Here is a 25010-nt window from a genome sequence, read left to right as displayed (position 1 = left end):
TCTACCTGAATAGGAGTGCTCATAATGAATAAAACAGCCATGCTTTTCACTGCTTCGGCCATCGCAGCGAGTATTCTGATCAGCCCTGCCGCAGAAGCAGCTTCGATTACGACCGACGGAATGCTGGCATCGGACGGGCAAATCATGATCGATGTTTGGACTTTAGCAGGCTCCGGTGACTTCGGCAGTGCGAACGGAGAAAGTTCGCAAGCGGCTTTCCGCAACCCAAGCAGTATACTGGCTGCAGCAGATGGAACTTTGGTCGTATCCGATGAACATAACCATATGTTAAGGCAAGTCAGCGATGAAACGGTAAGTACGTTGGCCGGCGTCCTGTTGTTTATGGACGATAAGGGTAGGCCGGAAGGCGCACTGCTGGACGGAAATGCAGATCATTCTTTATTCCAAAGACCCGCAGGGCTTGTCCAGGCTGACGATGGCACCATCTATGTTGCCGACAGCGGCAATCATGCGATTCGTAAAATAACGACAGACGGACTTGTGGAGACCATTGCCGGCAGCGGCCTGATTGGTCGTTCTGACGGCTCCGGCAGCGAGGCGGCATTTTATGAGCCGCGGGATGTAGCTGTTGCCAAGGATGGCACGATCTACGTAGCGGATACGCTCAACCACTTGATCCGCAAAATCAGCCCGAGCGGCGTAGTAACGACATTGAACAGTGCTTCGGATCGTGTAGTCCAGGCATACCCCGGCGTTGCGGTGCCGGCTGGGGACTATAAGGACGGTTCGATCGCCGAAGCGAAATTCAACGAGCCTTCCGGGCTCGCGATAGATGCGAAGGGCAATTTATATGTCAGCGATTCGGGGAACCAGCGAATTCGCTACATCGACTTTAGCACCGGCAAAGTGACGACGATTGCCGGTTCCGGTGATGCCGACAGCGAGCTTTATGTCCCAGGGAGCTTCGCAGACGGCGTTGCGGACAAAGCTCAGTTCAACTACCCTGTCGGCATCGCAATCACAGGTGAAGGCGGACTCCTCATCGCCGACAGCTTGAACCATTCGATTCGCTACCTCATGGACGGCGAAGTGACTACGCTGGCAGGAAGCCGTACACAGCAGTTTGGCGAAGACGACGGCCCTGATCGCAGCGCGCAGTTCCATCGGCCTATCGATGTTGCCCTTTCGGAAGACGGAACCATCTATGTTGCGGATGCACTGAATAACGCCATCAGGAAGCTGGAGCTGTACCAGCTGCCGCTCGATCAACTGACAGAAGGCCAGGTGAACGTAGTCCTCGGTCGGGAGCGCATCGCGTTCGATGTACAGCCTGAAATTGTAAACCAGAGCGTCGCGGTACCGCTGCGTGCCATTGCGGAACGACTCGGATACACCGTAGAGTTCCACACCGAAGAAGGATATGTCACCGTAACCCAAGGCGAACAAACCATTACCCTAAATACGGTCGTAGGACCCACCCATCAATCGGTCTACTACCACTTTAACCGTACCTTTGTCCCGATTCGCTTTTTCTCGGAGCAGATCGGCATGGATGTCCAGTGGGATGGAGCGAGCAAGACTGTCATTTTACGATAATTCGAAATGACGATTATGAAAGAACGGAGGACTTTTTGCATGATCCATCAAAAATATAAAAGCAAAATGATAGCGTGGCTGTTGGCCGCTCTGCTTGTTGGCATCATTCCGCTCCCCGCTGCTGCCGAAGGTGCCGAGTCCAGTTCGGTTTCGGATTTCAGCGTGACCTCTGATGTGTACGCCGGTCCTTACTTCAGCGGGTATTACGACTACCCGGACTCATTGCCCGTCTACCATTTTTCATTCACGCCTGCGAGCAGCCTGCAGGCTGGTGATACGATCGAGGTTCATGTGCCAGAAGGCTATTCCTATGAGGGCATGGGCTATTATGTTTGGACCCCGGCGGACATCAACCCCGACAGCATCGAAATTACCGTTAATGGTACAGAACGGCCCGGACTCATTTCACGGGCAGGCGCCATCCAGGATGCTGTGCATCAATCGAATGCCATTCAATTCACATTATCGGATTCCATCCAAGCCGGAGCGAGTGTCGATATGGAGCTGTCTCAGTTTTTGAAAAACCCTGATTATCATCATGAAACAGCCGGTCCAAGACCATTCGCGCTTCATACCAGCAAGGATACCGTCCCATATACTGCAAGTTTTGACTTTTTCAGCCGCAGAGTCACCGACTATTATCCGGATGCAGACAGCTACACTGTTTCAGCGGTGTCCGGTTACCAGTTCAAATTCACGGTCATGCAGCCGATCGAAACAAACACACCGATCACGATCACGTTCCCTGATGGGATTCAGCTGCCGGATGCTATTGACCCCCAGCACGTACAAATTAACTCCATGCCTGCAGCATCTGTCCAGCGCAGTGACAATCAACTGAACGTGATGTCTCCTGTGCGCTTAAACAGCTTCCAATCCGTCATCATTGCAATCTCACCGGAAGCGCAAATCACAAATCCGGCGGAAACGGGTTATTACGAGTTTCGGATACAGCCGGCAACCGATTCGTTAGCGGCGGTACGCACCATAGGCTTCATTCCTGTAGAAGGATCATCCTTGAACAGCAATGATGGGTTCATTTCATTAGAGCAGGATGGTTCTCTGCGCTTCAGATCCTATGTCCATACCATCTTGAAGGGGGGAGATACGGTTACGGTAGCCAGTCCTGAAGGCATGATGATAACCGAAGGCGATATCGTCCCCGAGGACATTGTCATCGAATCATCTGGAATGGACGAGTTGCTGCCGCCTTTTACACCATCCAGCGTCGAACGGTTGTCCGATAATCAGCTGCGTTTCACGCTGCCGGAAGGATTCCATCTCGATCCGGATTATGGTTTTGCCTTTCGCATTCCTAATCCTTTTGGACAGTCCTTTGGGATCTACGCGTTCGAAGTGTCTACTTCGGTAGAGACGATTCCTGCTCCGTTCACATTCGAATATGGGCCGGAACGGATTGAACATTTCACCGTCGTTCCAGAGAGCAGGCTGCCTGGAGAGGGACCGACCGCCTATACGTTCGAATTGACCGCACATCATTCTTTGAGAACCGATTACGGTCAATACATCAGCTTGCAATTGCCTGATGAGATGGCACTGCCTGAATCGATCGAGCACGGTACGGTAACTGTGAATGGTATCGCAGCAGAGATCTATATAAGCCATGATGAACACGCCATCCAAGTGTATGTTCCCGTAGATATTCCACTTCTCGGTCAGGTCACGATACAGGTGAATGAAAATGCCGGTCTCTATAATCCTGCTTCAGAAGGAACTTACAGTTTTGCGGTATGGATGGATTACCTGCAGTCAGAAAATATGGCAACAACCACGCAGGTCCAGTATGGAACGAATCTTCCGGAGCCTGTGGAGGAATGGGTAGAGCTTTACTTTGAGCTGGAACACCTGGAACTGAATCTGGCACAGAAGCACATGCTCGTGCTTTACGGAGAACAATCAGACGGGAGTGTGCATCGGATTGGATTGGAAGAAGTCACATTTACGACTTCCACACCACACGTCGCGAATATGAGCGGGGACGGTACGATCACTGCAGGGAAACCTGGAACAACAATCGTTACGGCAGCATACGGTAACCTACAGGCGGAACTGCAAATTTACGTCAGCCCTTACCTGAACATAGAAACGCTGCTGTTGATCGATATGCAGCAGGACGGATTGCATATTGAGGATGTCATTCGTTATTTGCGCACCGAAGACGACTTCGACCTGAACGGGGATGGACTGTTCGGAGAAGACGATGTGAAGCTGCTTCTCTTTACATTAGATCCTGTCTACTTTCCCCCATACAATCATACACTCTAGTAGGCAGACAGCCCTTCTGTTTCCAGAAGGGCTGTCTAGCTTCTTATGCATCGGATGATTAATATGCGTATAGTCTTAAGAGTTCTTCCGTCGTCGGTCCTTCCTCTGCTCCATCCTCGTGCCGCTTTACTGCATCCATACAATTTCGACAGTCCTCCTCGGTTTCACATTTGCAGCCTCTTGGGCATGTATAACAAAATTTCATCATAAACACTGTCAGCTGATCTTCCGTTCTCATTTTTCATTCCTCCTTATCTTTGATAAACCAATTCTAGCATCACGATGCGAATTTATATGTGAATATTTTCACAAAATTTTTCTGCAAATTGTACCCTTTTCGTACTCCTCTGGTTTAGTCAATAAACTGCTCTTTATACTCTACTATTGATGAACCGCATCCAAAACCGTAAAATGAGGATCAAATAGAGGGAGGCTTGGATGATATGACTCTGCAGCAATTAAAATATGTGATTGAAGTTGCAAACCGCGGATCGATGAATGAAGCAGCGAAACGGCTGTTTATTTCTCAGCCCAGTCTTTCCAATGCCATTCGCGATGTAGAAGAAAAATATCGGATTACGATCTTTGAACGTACTAATAAAGGCATCTCTCTGACCGTGGAAGGCGTAGAATTCCTCAGCTATGCGAGACAAGTCGTCGAACAGGCAGAGCTGCTGGAGAACCGGTATTTGAACGCGAAGCCCTCACCGCAGCATTTTTCCGTATCGACACAGCATTACGCTTTTGCCGTGAATGCCTTCGTCAAGCTGGTACAGGAGCATGGACAAGATGAATATGAACTCGCACTGCGGGAAACGAAAACATATGAAATTATCGAAGATGTAAAATCGCAGCGCAGTGAAATCGGTATTTTATATGTGAATGAATTCAACAGCAAAGTCATCAACAAACTGCTGAAGGATGCAGGCCTGCAATTCCACAGTCTATTTACGGCTAGGCCCCATATCTTTATCAGCATTCATAATCCACTGGCGAAACAGTCTGTGGTGACGATCGATCAGCTGAACGAATACCCTTATCTTTCCTTTGAGCAGGGAGAGTATAATTCATTTCATTTTTCAGAAGAAATCCTTAGCACGCTCTCCCATTCGAAAAGCATTCGAGTGAACGACCGGGCGACGCTGTTTAATTTACTGATTGGCTTGAACGGGTACACCATTTCGACCGGCGTATTAACCTCTGATTTGAACGGGAATGAAATTATTCCGGTTCCACTCGATTGTGATGAAACGATTGAAGTCGGCTGGATAAGCCGTAAGAATGCATCGCTCACGCTGCTCGCCTCTGCTTATATAGATGCGCTGCATCAATCCATCGCTGGATATTCGTCTTAAATTCATGTTTTTATAGCAGATCGTTCGTGGTACTTTTCTTTTACAGAGCTAAAAGATACAGTAGACGTAAAACAACCCGATCAAGCCGACAGCTGATCGGGTTTACCTTATGAACGAAAAATAATCATACACTCAGTCGATTTTAAACTTCGAAACAGACGCGTTCAACTCTTCCGCCAGCTGAGCGAGGGATTGAGCAGTCGCCGCCGTCTCTTGACTGCTTGCGGCTGCTTCTTCTGTTGCGGAGGAAATGCTTTCGATAGAATTCAATACGCTTGAAGATTGAGCCGCCTGCTCCTCGCTTGCTGCAGCAATTTCACTCACCTTTTGCGCGGAATCGCTCACCATCGCCACGATTTGCTTGAAGGATTCCCCCGTTTTTTGAGTGGAAATCACTCCTTCAGCTACAGTTTTCACGCTTTGCTGTGTATTGTTCTGCATCGTATGGATAATGTTCGTGATCTGCTTCGTCGCTTCACTGCTTCGCTCCGCCAGCTTCCGAACTTCATCCGCGACAACCGCAAAACCGCGGCCTTGGTCCCCGGCACGGGCCGCTTCGATGGCTGCATTCAGGGCAAGTAAATTCGTCTGCTCCGCAATGTCATCAATGACTTCAATAATCTCGCCAATTTTGCCCGAATCTTGTTCTAACTTCGACATTTGTTCATTCACTTGATTCATGCCTTCGATGGAGGAATGGACGACTTGACCGCCATCCTTTGCAATACTCATCGTTTGATTCGATAACGCAGCAGCCTGCTCTGCACTTTCCGCCACGGATTGAATCGCTTCAGACAGCTCCTTAAATAACTCATTCATCGTTTGTGCCGCAGTCGCTTGGTTGCGCTGCCGCTTGCGATTTCTTCCGTTGTGGCGGATATTTGCTGAGCTGCGGAAGAAACCGAGTTGGCCGCATGTATAATATTGCCGATCGCTCCCTGAAACCCATTCATCATCCCGTTAAACGACGTCGCAAGCTGGCCAATCTCATCGTTCGTCTGATCATCGGCCTTCACACTGAGGTCCCCGTTCTCTGCCTTGCTCATCAGCTCCTGCATTTTCTTCACAGGCTGGGAAATCGCCTTAGCAATCGCGATGCCCAATAGGAATAATAGAACTGCCGCAATCACCAGGATAGCGATTACAATGAAGACAGCTTCCTGAGCCTCCTGCTCGTTGGTTTTATTTATTTTTTCTGCGCTTTGGATCACATAGCTTGAAAACTCATCTATTGTGCTCAGTAAAACCTTTTGCTTGTCCACTACATGGCTTAAAAAATATTGATAAGCTTCTTCATTACGATTTTCTAACGTAAGATGAATGACTGCCGCTTCTTCTGCCGCCAATTTTCCCGTGTCTTCTTTGAGACGCTGGAGAAGCGCATTCCCCTTATCGTCGAATTGGACGAGATCCAGCTCCTTCGCTTCCCCCGCTGTTTTCTTCAATACGAGAATTGATGCTGTCTTCTAATTCACGGTTTCGCACCGGGTCCTTTATAATCATGAGCTCGAACATATCTCCGCGGATGCCCCTTGTATTGCTGTCAATGACACTGAGGGATTCTAGAGGATAGAAACCATTTTCATACATATCTTTGGCGCTGCTTGCCATATTACTCGTATATGTATATCCGACTGCACCAACCAAAAAGAGCATCACGATCGACAGCATGACTAGGGATAGTATTTTATTAAACAGCTTCATATTACGAAAAAAGTTCATCGAATTCCCTCCGTATGTACCATGTTTATTCCAACTGCTCGCTTTTTTCATCATACAACACAAAGCGACATAATTCTACAAAAATATCTTTATTTTAGTTCTTAAGTAACAATCTCTTTCTCATGGTAAGCCTTGCGCACAAACGAAAAAAATGCAAATAAAAAAAAGACCCTCGAAAAAAGGATCCCTAGTATATCGTCTGAAACCCCATACCTGGTCTCACCGAATGTCACTTGCGATGACGATTTTGTTTTTGCCTGTCCGTTTCGCTCTATAGAGTGCCCCGTCCGCTTCATTAAAAACTTTTTCCTTGGAATCCCCCCGCCTCACGGTATAGGCCCCCATACTGACGGTTACGTTCGCTCCTCTCATTTCCTCAATCGGCGTATGCTCAATGGATGCCCGGATTTGCTCAAGAATTCGAGCGTTCATCTCATCATTTTTCGATGTCAGCAGGATAACGAATTCTTCGCCGCCATATCGCGCGGCAAAATCGTTCGAGTCCATGTGCTCCATAATCCGTTCTGACACGACCGTTAGAGCGATATCTCCGGCCGCATGACCGAACGTATCATTCACTTTTTTGAAATTGTCGATATCGACGATGACGAGCTGCAGATTAAATTCGATCAGCTGCGTCTGCTCAATCAGCTTGTCCATATACTCATGGTACGACTTATGGTTATAAAGTCCTGTCAGCGCATCCATTTTCGATTGCTTGTCCATAAGAATATTTCTAACCATCAATTCCTGTTCTGATTTCATTGATTTCTCTAAATCGCGAAGCTTCTCAGTGAATGAATCTAGCATCATATTAATATTTTGATTCAGCAGACCGATCTCATCGGGAGAGTTCACCTGCAATCGTTCCGATAGGTCGCCAGCGGTCACTTTCTTCATCAGAGATGATATATTCAAAATCGGACGAAGAATGACGCGGGAGAACAGCAGCGAAAGGGCTGCAGCGACCAGCATAAGCCCGATTAAGAGCAAGAGACCGGTGTGCTCTATCATTTTGATCGGTGCCAAAATCTCTTCCTGCTCTGTCGAAACCACAACCCGCCATCCGGTTGTTTCCACCTCCGCGAATGAAGCAATCCGCTCGATGCCTTTTGTGTCCTTATAAGCAGTACTGCCCGCGGATGTCTCCAACACGGATTCCAGTCTATAACTAGAATCTTCTTTCATTTCAAATTCGAAAATGTTCTTGCCGACCCATTCCTTATTAGGATGTGCCAGCACCATGCCTTCCGAGGATACCAAATAGGCCGTACCTGCTTGCTTGGAAGACATCATCGTAATATCCCTTGTCAGCGCGTTCACATCCATGACGGATGAAACGGTTCCATAGTACTCCGCTCCTTCGTCCAGAACGGGAACCGAAATAATGACCATCTTTTTGAAGTGAATCGGATCTTCGATCACATCGGATATGGTGACTTTCTCCTTATTAATCTCTGGAGAATGATTCATCACAGAAAAATCGACAATGGCCCCGTCGCTGGCGTAAGCCATGCCTTCCTCAGTCGCATAAGAATACGATATATTTTGCGTATCCGTATAATGAAGCATTTTCAGGAACGGCATAATTCGCTCGATGTTCCCGCTCTTGAATACGGATTCATTCTGCTTAATAACTTCTTGGATGGCGCTGATTCTCATCTCCAGCCATTCATTTAGATGCATCGCGGTTGAAATCGTAATCATCGTCTGCTGGTCCTTCACGGCATGCTCCATCGCCTGATCGTATTTATGCGTAACCAAAGCGCTGAATAATCCCAATGGAATCACGGAGACCAATAGAAGAACCATCGCAAGCTTTACTTTCAGACTGAGGCGTTTAAACAAGATGGTCCATCTCCTCCCATTATTCCATCTATAAAGACATTCTTACCGACATATTACGACATTTTCGGACAATAATAAGCGTCATGATCTGGAATCTCATCAGCGTATCGTATTTTAACCTTCCATCATTGTAGATCAAGACGATGAATATATCGACAAAAACCTCATATGAAAGAAGCTGGCGCACGCACGCCAGCTTATGTTCTACCGCATCCTCATCGGCCGTTCACCTTCCGGACTCTCCCCTTCAGGTCCAGCTCCGCCTCTGCCGAACCCTCCCGGCATTCCCGGTCCGCCGCTCATGCCATCCGTTACACCGGACTCATTCAGCCAAGTGACCTTTTCCGTCACTTCAAACTGAACAACCTCTGTGCCGCCCTGAACTTCTCCGTTCAAGTACAGTCCGTTCGTTTCACTTCCTGTAGACGTGCCGCCCGTAAATAAAGTGTATGTTTCCCCTGAACTCAAGTCCGGCGAGCTGATGACTACCGCGCCAAATTCCTTAGCCGGTGCGAAAGACACGATCACATTCCCTTGACTGTCCTCGAGATGAACGAATGTTCCGGCCTCCTGCATCTGCGAGAAGCTCATGGCTACGCTATGTTGAGCAGAATCATCTGTCGGAGCCTGCAGCATGCCAGAGCTTCCGGCTGCAATCAGAACCCCGCCGCTCATTTCAAATGTTCCATCATAATCCAAAGCGCCGTTGCCGTTTGATGTCGGGCCATTCACCACGACCATGCCGCCCGTGATATACATAGAACCGTTCGCATCTAATCCGTCTCCTGCCGCATTCACGACAACGTCCCCGCCTTGGATCGTCAGCTTGCTGTTCGAAGACGATGAGAACCCATTTTGACCTGGGCGCCCGTTTACGGATGATCCGTCATTGCCGCCGGCTACATTGATGCCGTCATCACTGGCCGTTACGTCCATCGTACCGCCTGTTATCGTCACGTCGGAGCTTTCGATGCCTTCATAACTTTTGGAAATATGAATTACTCCGCCGTTTATGACAATCGACGTATCCGCATGAATGCCGTCGTCTCCAGATGTGATCTGCAGTTCACCATCCGTCAACACGATATTACTGTTGCTGTGCACCGCATCGTCTGCGGAGTCGATTTGGAAAAAGCCGCTGTTGATCATGATGGTTTCTGCCGCTTTCACCCCTTTTGCACTGGTAGAATCCGTTTCCTCCGTGGTGCTTTCCATTTCAGCTGTACCGCCCCATGGTCCTCGATCATTCTCAACTGTCTTCACTTCACCATTCACACTGCCGCCGCCTGTCGTAATATCGAATTCTCCACCATCGATCTGCACTGCTGAAGCAGCTTGAAGTCCGTCACTGCCGGAAGTAATCGTGAATGAGCCTCCCTGAATAGCAATGAAGCCCTTATCTGTATCCGTATCGTTCGTTGATTTCACACCGTCTCCTCCTGCTTCAATCGTGATCATGCCATCCTGAACAGCCACCATATCCCGCCCTTGAATGCCGTCATCAACCGCTTGAACTTCAATCGTACCCGATACGATCTTTAAATCGTCCTTGCTTCCTACTCCGTTATTAAAGTGACCGACTACCGACAGCTGACCGCTGCCGTTAATCGTCAAGTCGTCTTTACTGAAGATCGCGGCATTCGGTTCTTTCTCCGCTTCATCGTCATATACGTACGTTTGTCCATCGCTTACTGTATTATTAGTACCTTCCTCCAGCGTAACCACCGTCTTTCCCGCCGCCTTCACGTAGATTGGAGCACTGTCGCTGCTGTTCAGGCTGACCCCGTTCAGAACGAGATGGACGATTCCATCATCTTGTACATCGACCACCACTTGCCCGTCTTCCAGCGTTCCGCTGAGCACATAGGTCCCAGCCTCTGAAATCGTAACCGTCCCTTCCTGCTCCGCAGCCCCCTCTCCTTGAACACTTGCGCCGCTGCCGCTAAACTCAATCATCGTTGAGCTTTCTTCACTCCACTCCACAGCTGTATCATCCTCGTCATACGTAACGAGCTCGGATAGATCGGAGCTGACGACTTGTTCAACCTCTGCCGTGTTATTCTGGTTGGTGACCTCTGACGGTGTACTTGCATTCGTATTCGTTGTCGTTGCCGACGAATCGCTGCATGCCGTTAATACCGCTCCGCAGAGCAGTAAAGTCCATATGGATGTCATATATTTCGTCTTCTTCATGATTCATCTACTCCCTTCTCTCCCATCGCTAAAATTCATATTTCGTCGGACTCATCGTCAACGAAATATCCAAATTCCCGTTTCTGCATCGAATCGCATCCAGAAATTCCTTCTGATTCAGGGCCTGATCCATCGTGACGGCATATACCAGCTCGAACAAACTGCCAAGCTCTGTTGTTCTCACCTTTTTCAGCTCATAGTCAACGCCATACTGCTTAAAGACTTCATCGAATGCTTCTTCATAGCCTAGACTTTCAGGAATGGTGACCTTCAGCACCTTCTGATCAGACTTGCTGGCGCCGTAGTTGGTTTTGCCGAGAATCCACATCAGCAAACAGAGACACACGGTAAACAAAACACCATACCCGAACATGCCGACACCGCAGGCCAAGCCGGCCGCCATGGTGAACAACACATATGCAATATCCTTCGGATCGCCGGGCGCGCTTCGAAAACGAATAATCGAGAACGCTCCTGCCAAGCTGAACGCTCTGGCAATGTTGCTGCCGATCAATAGAATGATAATGGCTACAATCGCGGGCAGCAGCACCATCGTCAAGGTAAAGCTTTGGCTGTATCCAGCAGGATTCGTCTTCATATACGTGTAGCTAATCATTCCGCCTAGCATAAAAGAAACTACTATCGTTAATATGGCATGCATCCAAGTCATCTCTGGATCTGTAGTCGTTAAATTAAAAATCGTATCAAGCATAAAGCATACTCTCCTTTGACATCATGCGGTTTGCCCGCAGCTTCTTGTATTCATTGCCGTATTTTGAAAAGCTCGTTCGATACATTTGGTGCTCCGAAAGCAGCTTTGCAAGCCATACCGGCACGGTTTTCTCGGCCTTTACTTCCATCAGCCACTGCCCCGGCTCCAGCAGCAGTTCCCCGTGATCGCCGTTCTCCAGCCTCACATCATAACGCCTGGATCGGATATTCGAATCAAACGTAATCCGCAAATCGCGATTATTTTTGCAGAACAGCGCTCTTCTCTCATAAGCCAAGTACACCATCGGATGCAACTCGTACCTTCTAAGGAAATACTCGATTTCCTGAATGACTTGCTTGTTCATATCATCCTTCATCTCCGGGGGGATACCCGTGCGTACGAATTCATAAGCTTCGCTCAGCTTTAGCGATGTTCTTCGCTTGTTGACAAGGCCGAACACCTTCTTCTTCAATTCCAGGTACACCCGGGTATCCAGATTTGGAATACCGTATGCTCTTATCCTGAGCTTTTCCTTATATTTCGGTTTGGAAATACTATTGCGAATGAGCGTGTGGTGTACTGTATCGAAATAAATGTTGCTGATCGAATAAAACGCATGCTTCTTGTTGTGGCTGTCTGGCTCCATATATTCAAGCAGCCGGCTGTATAAACGTTCATAGGATGCCGTGTCCATCAAATATTTGTTTTCGTGTCTATTAAAAACCTCGATCGCCATCTTGCGTCTTTCACTCCTTCCCATGATCCCTTGTTTTGCTTATGAGATGATCTTAAAGCCAGAACCTTTAATGAATCTTAAATGGTTTACAAAATCTTAATTTTTGTTTTTTAGACGCTGTGAAGCATGCTATATTATTAAGGTTCATTAAAGGTTGGGACACTATCATGAACTTATCAAAAACCAGTTTCATATAAAGGAAGGCGAACACTGTATGAGAATTTTAATTGTGGAGGACGAGCTTCATTTGGCTGAAGCGCTGACACAAATATTAAAGAAGCATCACTATTCTGTAGATGCCGTTCATGACGGGCAGTCGGGCTTGGATAATGCACTCAGCGGCATATACGATTTGCTTCTTCTCGATATCATGCTGCCGGAGATGGACGGCATGACCCTGCTGAGAACAATCCGAAAGGAGGGTCTCTCCACACCGGTCATTCTGCTGACCGCCAAGGGAGAAATCGAGGACAAGGTTGCCGGACTGGACGACGGGGCAGACGATTACATCGCCAAACCGTTTTCAACCGAGGAACTGCTCGCCAGAATACGAGCGGCCTTGCGCCGCAAAGGAGAAGTCATGCCGGACGAGGCGCTCGCGTTCGGGGACATCGAACTGAACCCGACAAGCTTGAAGCTGTCCAGTAAAGGCAAGGAAATGAAGCTCATCCTAAAGGAAAGTGAGCTGCTGGAGCTCTTGATTTTAAGAAAGCAGGCCGTCACATCGAAGGAGCAAATCATTGAGAAGCTATGGGGCTTCGATTCCGAAGTGGAGCACAACAATGTAGAAGTCTATATCTCCTTTTTAAGAAAAAAACTGGCGTTTCTCCATTCTTCCGTACGGATCAATACGATTAGAGGCGTGGGGTATGTATTAGAAGAAGGTGAAGCATAATGTTCAAACAGCTTAGAAATCGATTTCTGATCGTCAATCTTGTCACCATCACGGTGATGATGCTGATCGCCTTCGCGTCGATCTATATGATTACGTATCAAGATGTGTATCGTGATATTGAGATGGAGCTGCATAAAATATCCGAGCCGTTTGAAAATCCGGATGGAGCCCCGGGGCGAGGAAGGCTCTTTGGAGATGAACCGCTACAGTTCGAGCAGCGCGGGCAGTTTGGGCAGGGTATGCCGACGGGCGACCCCGGCAAGCTTCCGGACCGCTCTGTTTCCTTCTCTGTTCAGACCGATGCCGAATGGAACGTCACCCAGATCACATCCCGCTTCGATATGGACAGTGAATTTTTTGAAGCGGCCGTTAAAGAGGCTCTATTGCAAGGTAAAGAAAGCGGAAGCTTCGGTCTGGACGGCAACGATTGGGCGTTTACGATTCTTCCCGCATCCGATGGATATCAATTTGTTTTCTTGGATGTCACCGCGCAGCAGGCGATTTTAACGAATTTGATATATACCTTTCTTTTCGTCGCAGCGGTCATGCTGGTGGTGATCTTTTTCATCAGCCGATATTTCGCTAACCGATCAATCGCTCCTGTGAAGGAGGCCTTCGACAAACAGAAACAGTTTATTGCCGATGCCTCCCATGAGCTGAAGACGCCGCTGGCGATTATTCATACGAACGTCGATGTTCTCTTATCTAACCGAGAAGATTCCATTCAGAATCAGGTGAAATGGCTTCATTATATACAGTCCGAAGCGGACCGCATGTCCAAGCTGACGTCCGACCTGCTGTATTTGACAGAGATGGAGGATGCCAGGACGCGAATGATTTTCCGAGACTTCAATATGAGTGAAACGGCCGAAAATGTCATTCTCACGATGGAGGCCGTCATCTTCGAGAAAAATCTCACATTGCAGTATGAGATCGATCCTGGCTTACACACCCATGGCAGCAGTGAACAAATTCAGCAGGTCATTATGATCCTGTTAGACAATGCGATTAAATATACGAACGATAACGGTTCGATCGATATTTTCTTAAAGAAACAGCATCATGACATTGTGCTGTCTGTAGCGAATACGGGAGAAGGTATTGCACCTGAGCATCTGGAACGCATTTTCGACCGGTTTTTTCGGACGGACAAATCCAGGGCGCGCAAGCAGGGAGGATACGGCCTTGGACTTGCGATTGCCAAGTCGATTATCGAACAGCATAAGGGAACCATTCAGGCCAAAAGCACGGTAGGCGAGCAGACGGTCATGATCGTGACGCTGCCTTGCAGTTCGTAAAGCGAACAGGATGAGAAAAACTGCTATCGGAGTCATTCGAGGAAGAGCGACCGCGTCTTAGCGGAAGTTTTTATCCAGGTAGGAATGTTTTACCCTTTATTACTTTAATGAAGTTTTCCTATGTGGTAAAAAGAGACCCGTCAAAGATACGCAGGTCATGGTCATGCGCACATCTGATAGACGGGTCTTCTTTCATTTAAGTCATGAATGTCGTTCATAATCCGGTCAAGGAGCCTCACCTTTTCAAAAGAGTAAGAGCACAATGACCAATGCCAATAAAAACATATCGACGAGACCTAAGCTCGCAAACGTCACCCACACCGATAATTTCGGCGACCTGAACGTTTCGCTGTTAATCCCTTTCTGCTTCTTCAAATAATCTCTTGTCGCACAAGCCATGATTAAGGCTCCTAATGCCACAGCCCCAATCCCTACAAAAGCAGCAATCACATGACCAATATGCTGATAAGGCGATGCCCGAAACATGACGCCTGCCGCAACAAAACCTAAACCTACAATCGCAATGCCGGTTCTAATCCAGGCAAGATAGGTCCGTTCATTGGCAAGATGCTGTTGAATATATTTGGAATCGACTGTTCTCGTTTCTTCCAACCTCGTTTCAGCCTTTCCCTGATAATTTGCTCTTTTCAATACAGCGGACTGAAAAGGGATATACATGTACCTTTTCCAATATAACTTCATTTATGTATAGCCTTATCTAAGCACATCCCTAGGCCATGCGAAAATGGAATTTTCCTGATTTCACTCGATTGTAAACAAAAAGAAAAGGCGACCCTTATGTCGCCTTGGAATCGTTTCGAACACCATTCTCTTTTATTCTAAAATCTCTGTACCGATCATGTGATGCCGTAGAACAGGAATACGTGATTCCGGCATGCACATCAAACAGCGTCAGTCTGCATTCATGCTTGGCTCCCGTGTCGATGCCGATTTTACGTTCTCCGAACCATAACTCGCCTCGCGGTGCGCCCAGCTTGAACGTAGGGGTATGCCCAAAAATAACGGTCTGCTCGCAGCATGGGTCTGGAACGTTCCAAAATTCCTCCCTAATTTCGGTCATGTCCGTAAGCGTTTGGCGATGAAGGGGTACGTCTGGACGCATTCCCGCATGAACGAAGAGATAATCGTCTTCGACAATATACGGCGGCAAGTCTTTCAGCCACTGTATTATGGAATCCTCGATACCATGCGCCCCCTTCATCCCCGTTCCGGAATGATGGAATTGATCCAAACCTTTTATAAGCGAGGTCTCTTGATTGCCCGGTACCGCCCGCGCCCCCTCTGCAACCAGCTTCTGCACGGTCCATAAAGTCGATAACGTGCTGGGGTTGGAATCAATATAATCACCCAGCAGAATAAGACGATCTGCGTTAGGACAATACCGCGCTTTTTCGAGCAGCAGGAGCAGCCCGTCCGTATGACCATGGATGTCTGAGATCACCAGAAGTCGTGATGCTTTATTCGGATGAGACATGGACGGGCTCCTTTTCCACGGCGTAAAGATAGGCAGATGACTTCGGCAGCAGCGCACAGATGGCACTTCCTGGCTCTAGAGGCTGATCGCTGAGCAAATACAGGCTTGTTCCGTCCTCCAAACCGGCAATACTTCGCCAACGATTCCCTTCGAAAGTGCTGTATTTCACCTGAAGATTCAGCCTGTTATGGTGTTCATCCTCTTGGGGCAGCGGCAGTAATGGATCCGATTCCGAGCCGGATGTTTGCTTCGTAATGATGAGATCCTCTGGACGAAATAGAATCTCCGCTTCGCTCCCCTCTGCAATATTTGCACCGCTGCTTGTGTTAAACGCTGCTTCCAAGATGGCGGAACCGACCTTAAGTCCAAACCCTTCCGACGTTCGTACTGCACTGCCCTTCAAATGATTGATGGCTCCAAGCAAGCTGGCTGCCCAGCGGCTGGCCGGTTTCGAGTAGCATTCCTGAGGCGTTCCAATTTGATCGATCCTGCCGTTTCTTAAAATCAACAGCCGATCGGCCATCGCGAACGCTTCGTCCGGATCATGCGTCACATGAAACACGCTCATCCCCAGCTGACGGAACAAATACGCCATCTCTGTCCGCATCTCTAAGCGAAGACGCATATCCAAGTTGGAGAGAGGTTCGTCGAGCAGCATGAGGCGCGGTCTTGTCGCAAGCGCCCGAGCAATCGCGACCCGCTGCTGCTGCCCTCCCGACAGCTGAGGCGGCAGTCTCTTCTCCAATCCCTCTAGATGCAGCATCTGAACCAGTTCGCGGACTCGTTCCTGGATAATGTTTCGGGCGGTGCGCTTCTGCCTCAAACCGTAGGCGATATTTTCATAAACCGTCATATGCGGCCAAAGCGCATAATCCTGAAACACCATGTTCACGCCCCGCTTTTCCGGAAGAACCATTTTTTGGGGCGAAGCAATGGTCTCTCCGCTGAGGACAATCTCTCCCCCATCGGGCTGGGTTAATCCTGCTACGAGCTGCAGCAGCGTCGATTTTCCACAGCCGGACGGTCCGAGCACACTGATGATTTCCCCCTCCTGCAAGTCAAAAGAAACACCGGAGAGCGCTTGAAAAGAACCGTACCTTTTCATCAGATCTCTGATCTCTAATAAAGGCCTGGAATGACTCATACGCTTAAGTTTCTCCCCTTTCGTCTAAACACCAGCTCCAAAATCAAGATGATCCCGATTACGATGCCGCCTCCCATGACAGTCGCAGCCGACGCATAGCCGAAATTCAAATCTTCAAAAGCTTTGTTGATCGATACGGGAAGCGTCATATAGTTTGGAGGAAACAAGATCGAATTGACCGCTAAATCAAAAACACTCGAACCAAAGGCGGCCAGAGCTGCGGACAACAGCGCACCACGTACGAGCGGCGCCAGGATCAGTCTCATCCGTCCAAACAGCGATCCCCCCTGAAGCTGCGCAGCATCGAGCAGGCTTCTCGGCACCTTGGCCATGGCGCCTACCATAATCCGCGTAATGACAGGGATGGCTCCCGCAATAGCTGCCAGTACAAGTATCGCAGGCTTTCCATACAGAAGCAGACCGAGCGGTTCCAACCATTTCTGATTCCATACGAAAATATATCCGATTCCCAGTACGACACCGGGAACCGCCAGCGTAACCAGAGAGAACACTTCAATCCAACGCTTGAAGCGGAAGGAAGAGAACGTAAGCACGTACGAGACCAGCATACCTACTATTAATCCGATCACTGCGGCAGAACCGGAAATTAGCAGAGAGCGGCGCAAACCAACCAGCAATTCCTGTCTTCCATCAAACAGAGAACTGTAATGGGCCAAGGTCAGATTATCCAAGCTGAGTCCCGCAGATTGGGTTTCGAATAGGGACATAAGCACATTACCGCCGATCGGAATGCCGATCACAACAAGCAGGAACGCTATATTCAGCAGCATCAGCACCAGACCGAATCTCCCTGCCGATTTCGGCACGGACGGCACAGCGCGAGCCGATAGGAAATCATAGCGGGATCGCCTCATCGCATAGAACTGCAGAAGCATTGCAAAGGCAATAAGCAGGACAAGATAAAACGACAACACCCCAGCCATATCAAAACGAATCGGCGACGTGTAAATCGCAGTATAAATCGAATAAGGCAGCGTCGGAAAGCGGTATACTGCAGATATGGATGCCGGCAGACCGAAATCGCCAATCGTATCCATAAATACAAGCGCTGCCCCTGCCAAGAAGGCTGGCAGCAGCAGCGGCGCTTGTACCGTGCGCCATACGCGAAAGGCAGATGCCCCGCACAGCTTCGCGGCATCCGACAGCATGTCCACCTTCCATTCCATCGCCGCATGAACGCTTAAATAGGCAAGCGGAAACTTGCTCAGCGCCATGATAACAATGAGCCCGGCTGGCTGGAACACGGCGGCCGGAACCCATTCCCATCCTAATAGCTGGGCTGCAAAGCCGGATTGCGACGAGAACATCACCCAACCTTGCGATAAGATAAAGGATGGACAGATAAGCAGCACCCACACCGCTGCATCCAGCAGCTTCGCCGTAGGGAACTGCCAAGTCGAACGAATCATGGCGAGCATCCCGCCCAGAAGCGTACCGAGTGCCGTAGTACCGACTGCAAGGACAACGGAATTTTCTAATGATTTCTGCCATAACGGCCGATGGAATACATCTAGAAGCAAGCTCAAATTGCCAAGCTGCCATTCGCCAAAGAATACCCCGGGCAGGAGCACTTGAATCATGACCGCTGCCAGGGGAAACAGGACGAGGATGGCAAGAATGAAACTGACGGACCACCCTAATCGGTTTTCAACATTTCGAAACATTGCGTTACTGTACCGCCTGATCCGCGAACCACTGTTTAATTTCTGCTTCATGCCCGGAAGCCCATACTGCATCGGCGGCGATCAGCTTCGCGTTCGGATCTCGATCCGCCTTCGGTGTTACGCCCTCGACGGATGGCTCGAAATAAGCTTCTTCCCCTTGATCAATGAGTGCTTGCTGTGTGCTTGGATCAAGCAAAAATTCAATGAACGCTTTCGCAGCATTCGGATTTTTCGTATCTTTTTGAATGCCTGCAACCCTTACCGATGCCGGTGCGCCCTCCTCCGGCCAAATAATCTCGATCGGGTCTCCGTTATTCACCATTTGGTAAGCGTTCGATTCCTGCAAAGCGGCAACCTGGATTTCACCGGAGGATAAAGCGGTGACAACGTTCGGATTTTTCGGATAAACGCGCAGACCGTTGCTGAACAAAGCGTTGAAATAATCTTTCGCTTCATCCATTCCCATTTCATTGAAGAACCTTGCAACATAAGGGAATGCCGGTGCCGCCACAGCCGGATCAGCCATTCCGATGGCATCCTTATATGCTGCATCCGCAAATTGTTCCCACGTCTTCGGCGCTTGGTCTGCCGTCAGCTCATTCTTGTTGTAGACAATCACGCCGGCGGCATGTGCACCCGTAGGATAGTAAGATTGCTTCTCCGGCACATACTGCTGATAAGTATCCGTTAATAAGCTTGCATTTTCCGGTGTCCAGCCTTCCAGCAGCTGTCCATCCGTGGCCAGTCCGTACACCGACGGCATCGCATCAATCCATACGACATCCCAATGCGGATTGCCCTTCTCAGCCTGGATTCTGGACATGACCTCCGCGCCGTTGCCCGGAACCAAATTGACTTTATACCCTGTGGCTTCTTCGAACATCGGGCCAATCATTTCATCAAAGTCGTTCAAATAAACGGTTAACGTTCCTTCGTCTTCTGCCGCTTCAGAACCGCTGTTATTCGCTTCCGTATGCTCTTGATTTGCACCAGCAGCGGTAGAAGCTGCACCATTCTGATTCGTATTGTTGGTCTGGTTGTTCCCTCCGCAGGCCGCGACCATCACCATAACTAATGTCAACAACAGTAAAACACCTTTTTGACGCAACTTGAAAAGCTTCATTTCCTTTCCCCCTTCAACGCTTGTTCATTCATTTCTTCTTTATCGTAATGGCAAAGCATCAAGCGAGTGTTAAAGGGATGTAAAGAAATTATTTATTTTATATATAATTATTGAACTATATATTGATTTTATCTATAATTTGATCCATGGAGGGATTCAGATGAACCTGCAACAGCTTAACATTATCGTCGAGCTTGGCAATGGCAGGACACTGCAGGAAATTGCCGCCAAGCTGAACATTTCGCAGCCGACGGTCAGCTTCCATCTGCGAAAGCTGGAAGAAGCGCTCGGCGTGGAGCTCGTGCATAAACATTCCCGATATTTACGAATGACGGAAGCCGCGGGGGAGCTGCTGCCTTATGCGAGACGCATTATTGCCTTGCTGGAAGAGGCAAAGCTTCGAATGGATGAACGGCGGAAGCTGGCTCAAATGAAACTGCGGCTCGGCGCGAGCTATACGCCGGCTACCTTCTTTTTGCCGCCATACTTGCAGGAATTTCAAGGCTTGCATCCGTCTATGCAGTTTATGATCACCGTGAATCAAGCCAATAAAATATTGGGCATGCTGCGGCAATATGAGATTGATGCGGCCATCGTTTCGCTTCCAGACATCGAAGAGCAGGGCCTCGTCATTCGCCGTCTTATGGCGGATGAATTGAAGCTTGTGTTCTCACCTGCACATCCGCTGGCCGAACGAAATTCGATCGAAATAGATGATTTGCGCGGCCAGACGTTCCTCCTTCACGAGATCGGCTCGACATCACGCAATTTAACCGACGAGTGGGCCAGTGAAGTTGGACTGCAGCTTGAACAGATCATGGAGCTGGGAGCGATTGAGACCATCAAGGAAGTAGTGAAATTCGGCATCGGTATCGGCGTACTGCCAGAGCGCAGCGTTATGCGAGAGGCTGCTTCTGGTGAACTTATGATGCGAAGCTTGCCCGGGTACCGTAACAGGCGGTTCATCAGTCTCGCTTACCGCGATGAAGACCTTGCCGCACCGCAGGTTCGCTCCTTCGTTCATTTCGCCTTAAGCCGTATGATGAATGGGTCGTAAAGCGCGGAGATCCTTTCAAATGAAAACCGTCAGAGACTGTCTGAAATGACCCTTCATGGTTAGGTTGCGTCTAACTAATGAGGTCAGATCATGTCCTGACGGTTTTTTAATTAACTATATCGTGCAATTTGACTTTGAAGGATTTGCGTGCATTGCGGAATATCGTTCTCTGTTAAATGGAATGTAACGATGGTCTCATCCATATCCAGCGCTTCGGACAAGAAGCCGCTGAAGCCTCTAGCCCTGCGATCCACTTCCAAGACGACCTTAGCCCCCTGCGCATCTGGCAGGAACACCACCTCTAATTCATCCAGCCGCTGTCTGAAGGATCCGCTCGTAGGCAAGAATTCAAATTCCTGAATGAACGGCAAGCGGTTACGATATCGGCCTTTCGCTTCTTCGCAATCGGCATTTCGCAGCCTGAAGCCCAGCTCGCTGATCGATTGAAGTAACGCTTTCACCACAGGTGCAGGTTCTACATCAATATAATCAAGGTCGGATGGATCCACTGCGCTTTTAATATCCAATCCTGTCTGTACCCATACCCTTGTTCGCCCTACCGTAATTGGAGTGTCATAAGGAAGCTGAAATGAAAACGGAATTTCCTTCACTTCATTAGCCTGGATCACGAACGATTGAGTCAGCTGGTATCTGCCGATTTCAGCAGAAGCCGTTATCTTATTATCATTCATTTCACGAATATAAGTGGTATATAATTTCAAATAAATGCCGTCGATATTTTGCTCTACGTTTCCACCCCGAATATGTACAACGCCTTCCACATTCTCTCCAGGCACCAATTTGTCCCGATGTATGCGCGTATCCACTGTTGCGTTGCCGATTCCTACACTCGCTAATAACTTGTTTACGAAAGACATTATATCCCTCTCTTTCATGTATTAGGATTATTTTGATTATAGCACAAATGCTGGGTCCCGTCTCGAAAAAGAAACTCTCCTGCTCACTGTTATGAGATAGGAAAGTCTCCTGATTCAGCACTCGATCTTCTATTTTCCATCCTGCCATTCACTTCGCCAGCGACAGCAAATATTGGCCTACCTCATAGGAATACTGCAGCGCCTCCGGCTTCAGCGGCGGAGGCAGCCGATCCGCCATTCCGTGAATCTCATAGGTGAAATCGCCCTCGTAGCCGATCTGAACGAGCGTGCGCATCACATCCTCCCACCGAACAGTACCCATGAACGGCAGATTATGCGTATCTGATACGCCGAAGTTGTCGTTCACATGCGTCGCCTTGAGTCGCCTGCCGATATAGGTGAGAGCCTTGCTTTGATCGTACTTCATAATATTCGCATGCCCAAAATCCCAACATATCCCCACCGACTCATCTTGAAAGGCATCCACCAGGTCGACTAAATCCTCATAAGTCGCTGCGTAGCGCCTTTGAATGATCGATCCGTAGAAATCGCTCATGTTCTCGATCGCAATACCAATTCCCAGTTTTTTAGCCAGCTCCACATATGGAGCGAAATATGCTAGGTTTTTACGCTTCGATGCTTCTCTCTCGCAGTTTTCGTCTACCGCGGTAAAAGGGTGGGCGACAGCCCACTTCACGCCTAACGCCGCGCTTGCGTGCAGAGATCTCTCACACATGCTCTCGAACCAGGCATGAAGCTCAGGATCTGTTAAATACGAATCAATCTCGTTGATCGGATGATAGTAAGGAATATGAGATTGAGAGAATTCGATGCCCAGCTTTGCGGCTTCATTGCCGATCTTGTCCAGCTCTTGTTCCCAATCATCGCGAGCGAGGAAAAATTCTTCGAACTTGATAAAACGGAAATTAAAATCGAGCACGCGGTAACCCGCTTCTGCAAGTCTCTTCATGCCTTCGATCGGATCGGTCAATGGACCCGTGCGATTCACCGCGCAAAGATTCGTAGATGTCGATAGTCTCAATCGTGATTCTCCTCTCGTTCGGAAGTATGCTAGGCCAATGACAAACAGTACTGTCCAATTTCAAAGCCGGCTTTGGCGACTTGATCCTTTACCTGATCCGGCAGTTTATCAAATTCTTTATGCGTTTCGTACGTAAAATCGCCCTCGTAACCAATCTCTGTGAGCACAGGCACCAGCGCATGCCAATCCACTGATCCGTGAAAAGGGAACATATGCTCATCCTCTTTGCCGTAATTGTCGTTGACATGCGTCGCCTTCAGGCGCTGGCCTAATGTGCGCAGCGCGATGCGTTGGTCGTCATATAAGAAGTTGCCATGCCCAAAATCCCAGCAAGCTCCCACCCATGGATCGTTGAAGGCATCAATAAGCGCTGCCAGCTCTCCCGCGTGACTGGCAAAACGTCTTTTACTCGTGGGACGTTCAATCATGTTCTCGAAAGCGATCCCGACGCTATGTTTAATGGCAAGCTCCACTACCCAGGAATGAAGCTCGATATTTTCCCGAATGCTGTCCTCTGTATCGAAAGCTCTTGGTCTTGCTTCCACCGGATGAACGACGGCCCACTTCACGCCCAGCATCGAGCTTGCAATAATGGATCGCTCCATCATGATCCGGTACACCTCCTGCTTCTCCTCCGGATGCTGCTTGATATGCCCTGGCAAAAATACAGGGTGCGACTGGGTAAATTCCACTCCCAAACGATCCGCTTCGTTTCTCAGCTCGTAGATCGACTGCTGCCAATCCTCGCGAACAAAATCTGTCTTGCCGAACAAAGCATGGCAGAAGCAAGCGTCCAGCACTCGAAATCCCGCATCATAGCATCGGTGAAGCGACTCCTTAAAAGGGATATAGCTGCCATCCAACCGATTGCCGAAAAAACTGGTTGATGTTGATAATCTCATCGTTCACTCTCATCCTTTCCTGTCATGGTCCCGCGCCTGGTGACTGAGTTTCGCAGCACGAGCGATGGCTCCAATATGAGGTTCACCGGTTTGAATGCCGGCTTGTTGATCCGCTTCATGAGCAGCTTGCAGGCCTCTTCGCCCATTCGTTGTTTATTAATGTCAAGCGTGGTGAGCGATGGGATCGCATGCTCAGAGATGATCGACTGCTCATACCCCATTACCGAAATATCATCCGGTATGCGCACCTTCTGTTCATATAAATACCTCATCGCACCCACAGCAATCCCGTCGCTGGCAGCCAGCACGGCATCTGGGCGAGCGCCGCTCTCCCAGATGTCCTGCATGGCGAGATATCCGGCCATCCCGGTGTAGTCGGCATGCCGCATGGACTTCGCATCTACGGCAATTCCCTGCTCCATCATCGCCTGCACGAAGCCTTCCTGCTTCTTCCGAGCAATCGGCATCCCTGCAGGGCCGTTGATGAACACAATGCGGCGGTGTCCCGTCTCCAGCAAGTGCTTCGTGCCCAAGTAGATGGCTTGCGATACATGAGGCGCGATCGAATCCAATCCGCGTACGGAACGGCCGACGAGCACCGCCGGCAGCCCCCGCTCCCGGATTCGCCGGATGAATGCTGCGTTAAACAAACCGCCGATGAGAATGACGCCGTCGACACGATTGTTCTTAATCAGGGCCGGCATCTCTTCTTCACCGTTTAAGGCCGAGAAGCGTTCGTTCAGCAACCCGTATTCGCTGTTGTTCAGATAAGCGGAAATACCGCTGTACGTATCATAAAACAACGTATCGGTCACTGCCTCAAAGCCGTTGGGTTTCTCGAACGGACCATCGGCTAAATAGACGACCCCGATCAAATTTTTGCGTTTCGTCTGCAGCTCGCGTGCCGCCAAATTAGGGACGTATCCTAATCGTTGAATCGCCTCAAGCACTTTTTTTCGTGTCTCTTCCTTTACAGCGCTGCTTTGGTTAATGACGAGGGATACCGTACTTTTGGATACGTTGCAGGCTTTCGCCACATCAAGAATCGTAACCGTAAGGCTCACCTTCTTTTTCTAGAATCT

Annotated in this window: 23 protein-coding genes; 6 read left to right on the top strand and 17 right to left on the bottom strand. The window is 49.0% G+C overall.

The window, feature by feature from the left end; genetic code table 11:
- The first annotated feature begins 24 nt into the window (after nucleotides 1-24).
- Nucleotides 25-1557 (top strand): stalk domain-containing protein, encoded by a 1533-nt coding sequence (locus tag ACFPXP_RS17440; protein ID WP_379895644.1) that lies wholly within the window; start codon nucleotides 25-27, stop codon nucleotides 1555-1557.
- A gap of 39 nt (nucleotides 1558-1596) precedes the next feature.
- Nucleotides 1597-3843: a hypothetical protein gene (locus ACFPXP_RS17435; RefSeq protein WP_379895643.1), complete on the top strand. Its 2247-nt coding sequence runs from the start codon at nucleotides 1597-1599 to the stop codon at nucleotides 3841-3843.
- 58 nt (nucleotides 3844-3901) lie between these two features.
- Here the strand turns inward: ACFPXP_RS17435 and ACFPXP_RS17430 are convergent, their stop codons facing one another.
- Complete coding sequence (locus ACFPXP_RS17430) at nucleotides 3902-4081, bottom strand: hypothetical protein (RefSeq protein ID WP_379895641.1); 180 nt, start codon at nucleotides 4079-4081, stop codon at nucleotides 3902-3904.
- Between the two features lie 205 nt (nucleotides 4082-4286).
- Here ACFPXP_RS17430 and ACFPXP_RS17425 point away from each other — a divergent pair, with 205 nt between their 5' ends.
- Nucleotides 4287-5198, top strand: coding sequence for a LysR family transcriptional regulator (locus tag ACFPXP_RS17425; RefSeq protein ID WP_379895639.1), 912 nt, complete (start codon nucleotides 4287-4289; stop codon nucleotides 5196-5198).
- Nucleotides 5199-5330: 132 nt separating this feature from the next.
- On the opposite strand, the gene ACFPXP_RS17420 is transcribed toward ACFPXP_RS17425, so the two are convergent.
- The 7 genes from ACFPXP_RS17420 to ACFPXP_RS17390 form a co-directional block, all read right to left on the bottom strand.
- Nucleotides 5331-6017, bottom strand: a complete 687-nt coding sequence (locus ACFPXP_RS17420; protein WP_379895638.1) for a methyl-accepting chemotaxis protein — start codon at nucleotides 6015-6017, stop codon at nucleotides 5331-5333.
- Nucleotides 6014-6643: a HAMP domain-containing protein gene (locus ACFPXP_RS17415; RefSeq protein ID WP_379895636.1), complete on the bottom strand. Its 630-nt coding sequence runs from the start codon at nucleotides 6641-6643 to the stop codon at nucleotides 6014-6016. The genes ACFPXP_RS17420 and ACFPXP_RS17415 overlap by 4 nt, the downstream gene beginning before the upstream one ends.
- Nucleotides 6588-6920 (bottom strand): MCP four helix bundle domain-containing protein, encoded by a 333-nt coding sequence (locus ACFPXP_RS17410; RefSeq protein WP_379895635.1) that lies wholly within the window; start codon nucleotides 6918-6920, stop codon nucleotides 6588-6590. The genes ACFPXP_RS17415 and ACFPXP_RS17410 overlap by 56 nt, the downstream gene beginning before the upstream one ends.
- Nucleotides 6921-7139: 219 nt before the next feature.
- Nucleotides 7140-8768, bottom strand: coding sequence for a diguanylate cyclase (locus tag ACFPXP_RS17405; RefSeq protein WP_379895634.1), 1629 nt, complete (start codon nucleotides 8766-8768; stop codon nucleotides 7140-7142).
- 204 nt (nucleotides 8769-8972) lie between these two features.
- Complete coding sequence (locus ACFPXP_RS17400) at nucleotides 8973-10961, bottom strand: carbohydrate-binding domain-containing protein (RefSeq protein WP_379895632.1); 1989 nt, start codon at nucleotides 10959-10961, stop codon at nucleotides 8973-8975.
- A gap of 28 nt (nucleotides 10962-10989) precedes the next feature.
- Nucleotides 10990-11673, bottom strand: coding sequence for a DUF4956 domain-containing protein (locus ACFPXP_RS17395; RefSeq protein WP_379895631.1), 684 nt, complete (start codon nucleotides 11671-11673; stop codon nucleotides 10990-10992).
- Complete coding sequence (locus ACFPXP_RS17390; RefSeq protein WP_379895630.1) at nucleotides 11666-12409, bottom strand: polyphosphate polymerase domain-containing protein; 744 nt, start codon at nucleotides 12407-12409, stop codon at nucleotides 11666-11668. The genes ACFPXP_RS17395 and ACFPXP_RS17390 overlap by 8 nt, the downstream gene beginning before the upstream one ends.
- 214 nt (nucleotides 12410-12623) lie before the next feature.
- Between ACFPXP_RS17390 and ACFPXP_RS17385 the strand changes: the two genes are divergently transcribed.
- Both ACFPXP_RS17385 and ACFPXP_RS17380 read left to right on the top strand, forming a co-directional pair.
- Nucleotides 12624-13304: a response regulator transcription factor gene (locus tag ACFPXP_RS17385; protein ID WP_379895629.1), complete on the top strand. Its 681-nt coding sequence runs from the start codon at nucleotides 12624-12626 to the stop codon at nucleotides 13302-13304.
- Nucleotides 13304-14602, top strand: a complete 1299-nt coding sequence (locus ACFPXP_RS17380; RefSeq protein ID WP_379895628.1) for a sensor histidine kinase — start codon at nucleotides 13304-13306, stop codon at nucleotides 14600-14602. The genes ACFPXP_RS17385 and ACFPXP_RS17380 overlap by 1 nt, the downstream gene beginning before the upstream one ends.
- A gap of 243 nt (nucleotides 14603-14845) precedes the next feature.
- Here the strand turns inward: ACFPXP_RS17380 and ACFPXP_RS17375 are convergent, their stop codons facing one another.
- The 5 genes from ACFPXP_RS17375 to ACFPXP_RS17355 all read right to left on the bottom strand — a co-directional run bounded on the left by ACFPXP_RS17375 (nucleotide 14846) and on the right by ACFPXP_RS17355 (nucleotide 20049).
- A complete protein-coding gene (locus ACFPXP_RS17375; protein WP_379895627.1) occupies nucleotides 14846-15214 on the bottom strand; it encodes a YidH family protein in 369 nt (122 codons plus the stop codon).
- Nucleotides 15215-15398: 184 nt separating this feature from the next.
- Nucleotides 15399-16097 carry a metallophosphoesterase family protein gene (locus tag ACFPXP_RS17370; RefSeq protein ID WP_379895625.1) on the bottom strand — a complete coding sequence of 233 codons (699 nt, stop codon included), beginning with the start codon at nucleotides 16095-16097 and terminating at the stop codon, nucleotides 15399-15401.
- Nucleotides 16081-17241, bottom strand: a complete 1161-nt coding sequence (locus tag ACFPXP_RS17365) for an ABC transporter ATP-binding protein (protein ID WP_379895623.1) — start codon at nucleotides 17239-17241, stop codon at nucleotides 16081-16083. The genes ACFPXP_RS17370 and ACFPXP_RS17365 overlap by 17 nt, the downstream gene beginning before the upstream one ends.
- Nucleotides 17238-18926: an ABC transporter permease gene (locus ACFPXP_RS17360; RefSeq protein ID WP_379895621.1), complete on the bottom strand. Its 1689-nt coding sequence runs from the start codon at nucleotides 18924-18926 to the stop codon at nucleotides 17238-17240. The genes ACFPXP_RS17365 and ACFPXP_RS17360 overlap by 4 nt, the downstream gene beginning before the upstream one ends.
- A gap of 4 nt (nucleotides 18927-18930) precedes the next feature.
- Entirely contained in the window at nucleotides 18931-20049 is a 1119-nt protein-coding gene (locus ACFPXP_RS17355; RefSeq protein WP_379895619.1) for an extracellular solute-binding protein, read from the bottom strand.
- Between the two features lie 160 nt (nucleotides 20050-20209).
- Between ACFPXP_RS17355 and ACFPXP_RS17350 the strand changes: the two genes are divergently transcribed.
- On the top strand, nucleotides 20210-21106 hold the full coding sequence (locus ACFPXP_RS17350) for a LysR family transcriptional regulator (protein WP_379895618.1): 897 nt from the start codon (nucleotides 20210-20212) through the stop codon (nucleotides 21104-21106).
- Nucleotides 21107-21216: 110 nt separating this feature from the next.
- On the opposite strand, the gene ACFPXP_RS17345 is transcribed toward ACFPXP_RS17350, so the two are convergent.
- From ACFPXP_RS17345 to ACFPXP_RS17330, 4 genes are all read right to left on the bottom strand, one after another.
- On the bottom strand, nucleotides 21217-21984 hold the full coding sequence (locus ACFPXP_RS17345; protein ID WP_379895617.1) for a sporulation protein: 768 nt from the start codon (nucleotides 21982-21984) through the stop codon (nucleotides 21217-21219).
- A 148-nt stretch (nucleotides 21985-22132) separates the two neighbouring features.
- Nucleotides 22133-23026, bottom strand: coding sequence for a sugar phosphate isomerase/epimerase family protein (locus ACFPXP_RS17340; RefSeq protein ID WP_379895616.1), 894 nt, complete (start codon nucleotides 23024-23026; stop codon nucleotides 22133-22135).
- Between the two features lie 29 nt (nucleotides 23027-23055).
- A complete protein-coding gene (locus ACFPXP_RS17335; RefSeq protein WP_379895615.1) occupies nucleotides 23056-23928 on the bottom strand; it encodes a sugar phosphate isomerase/epimerase family protein in 873 nt (290 codons plus the stop codon).
- Entirely contained in the window at nucleotides 23925-24992 is a 1068-nt protein-coding gene (locus ACFPXP_RS17330) for a LacI family DNA-binding transcriptional regulator (protein ID WP_379895614.1), read from the bottom strand. The genes ACFPXP_RS17335 and ACFPXP_RS17330 overlap by 4 nt, the downstream gene beginning before the upstream one ends.
- Between the last annotated feature and the right edge of the window lie 18 nt (nucleotides 24993-25010).

Origin of the sequence: Marinicrinis lubricantis, from assembly GCF_042658665.1 — a bacterium.
GTDB classification, from domain to species: Bacteria; Bacillota; Bacilli; order Paenibacillales; family KCTC-33676; genus Marinicrinis; species Marinicrinis lubricantis.
The sequence above is the reverse complement of the archived record's forward strand: the minus strand, read 5'-3'. Positions and strand labels throughout refer to the sequence as shown.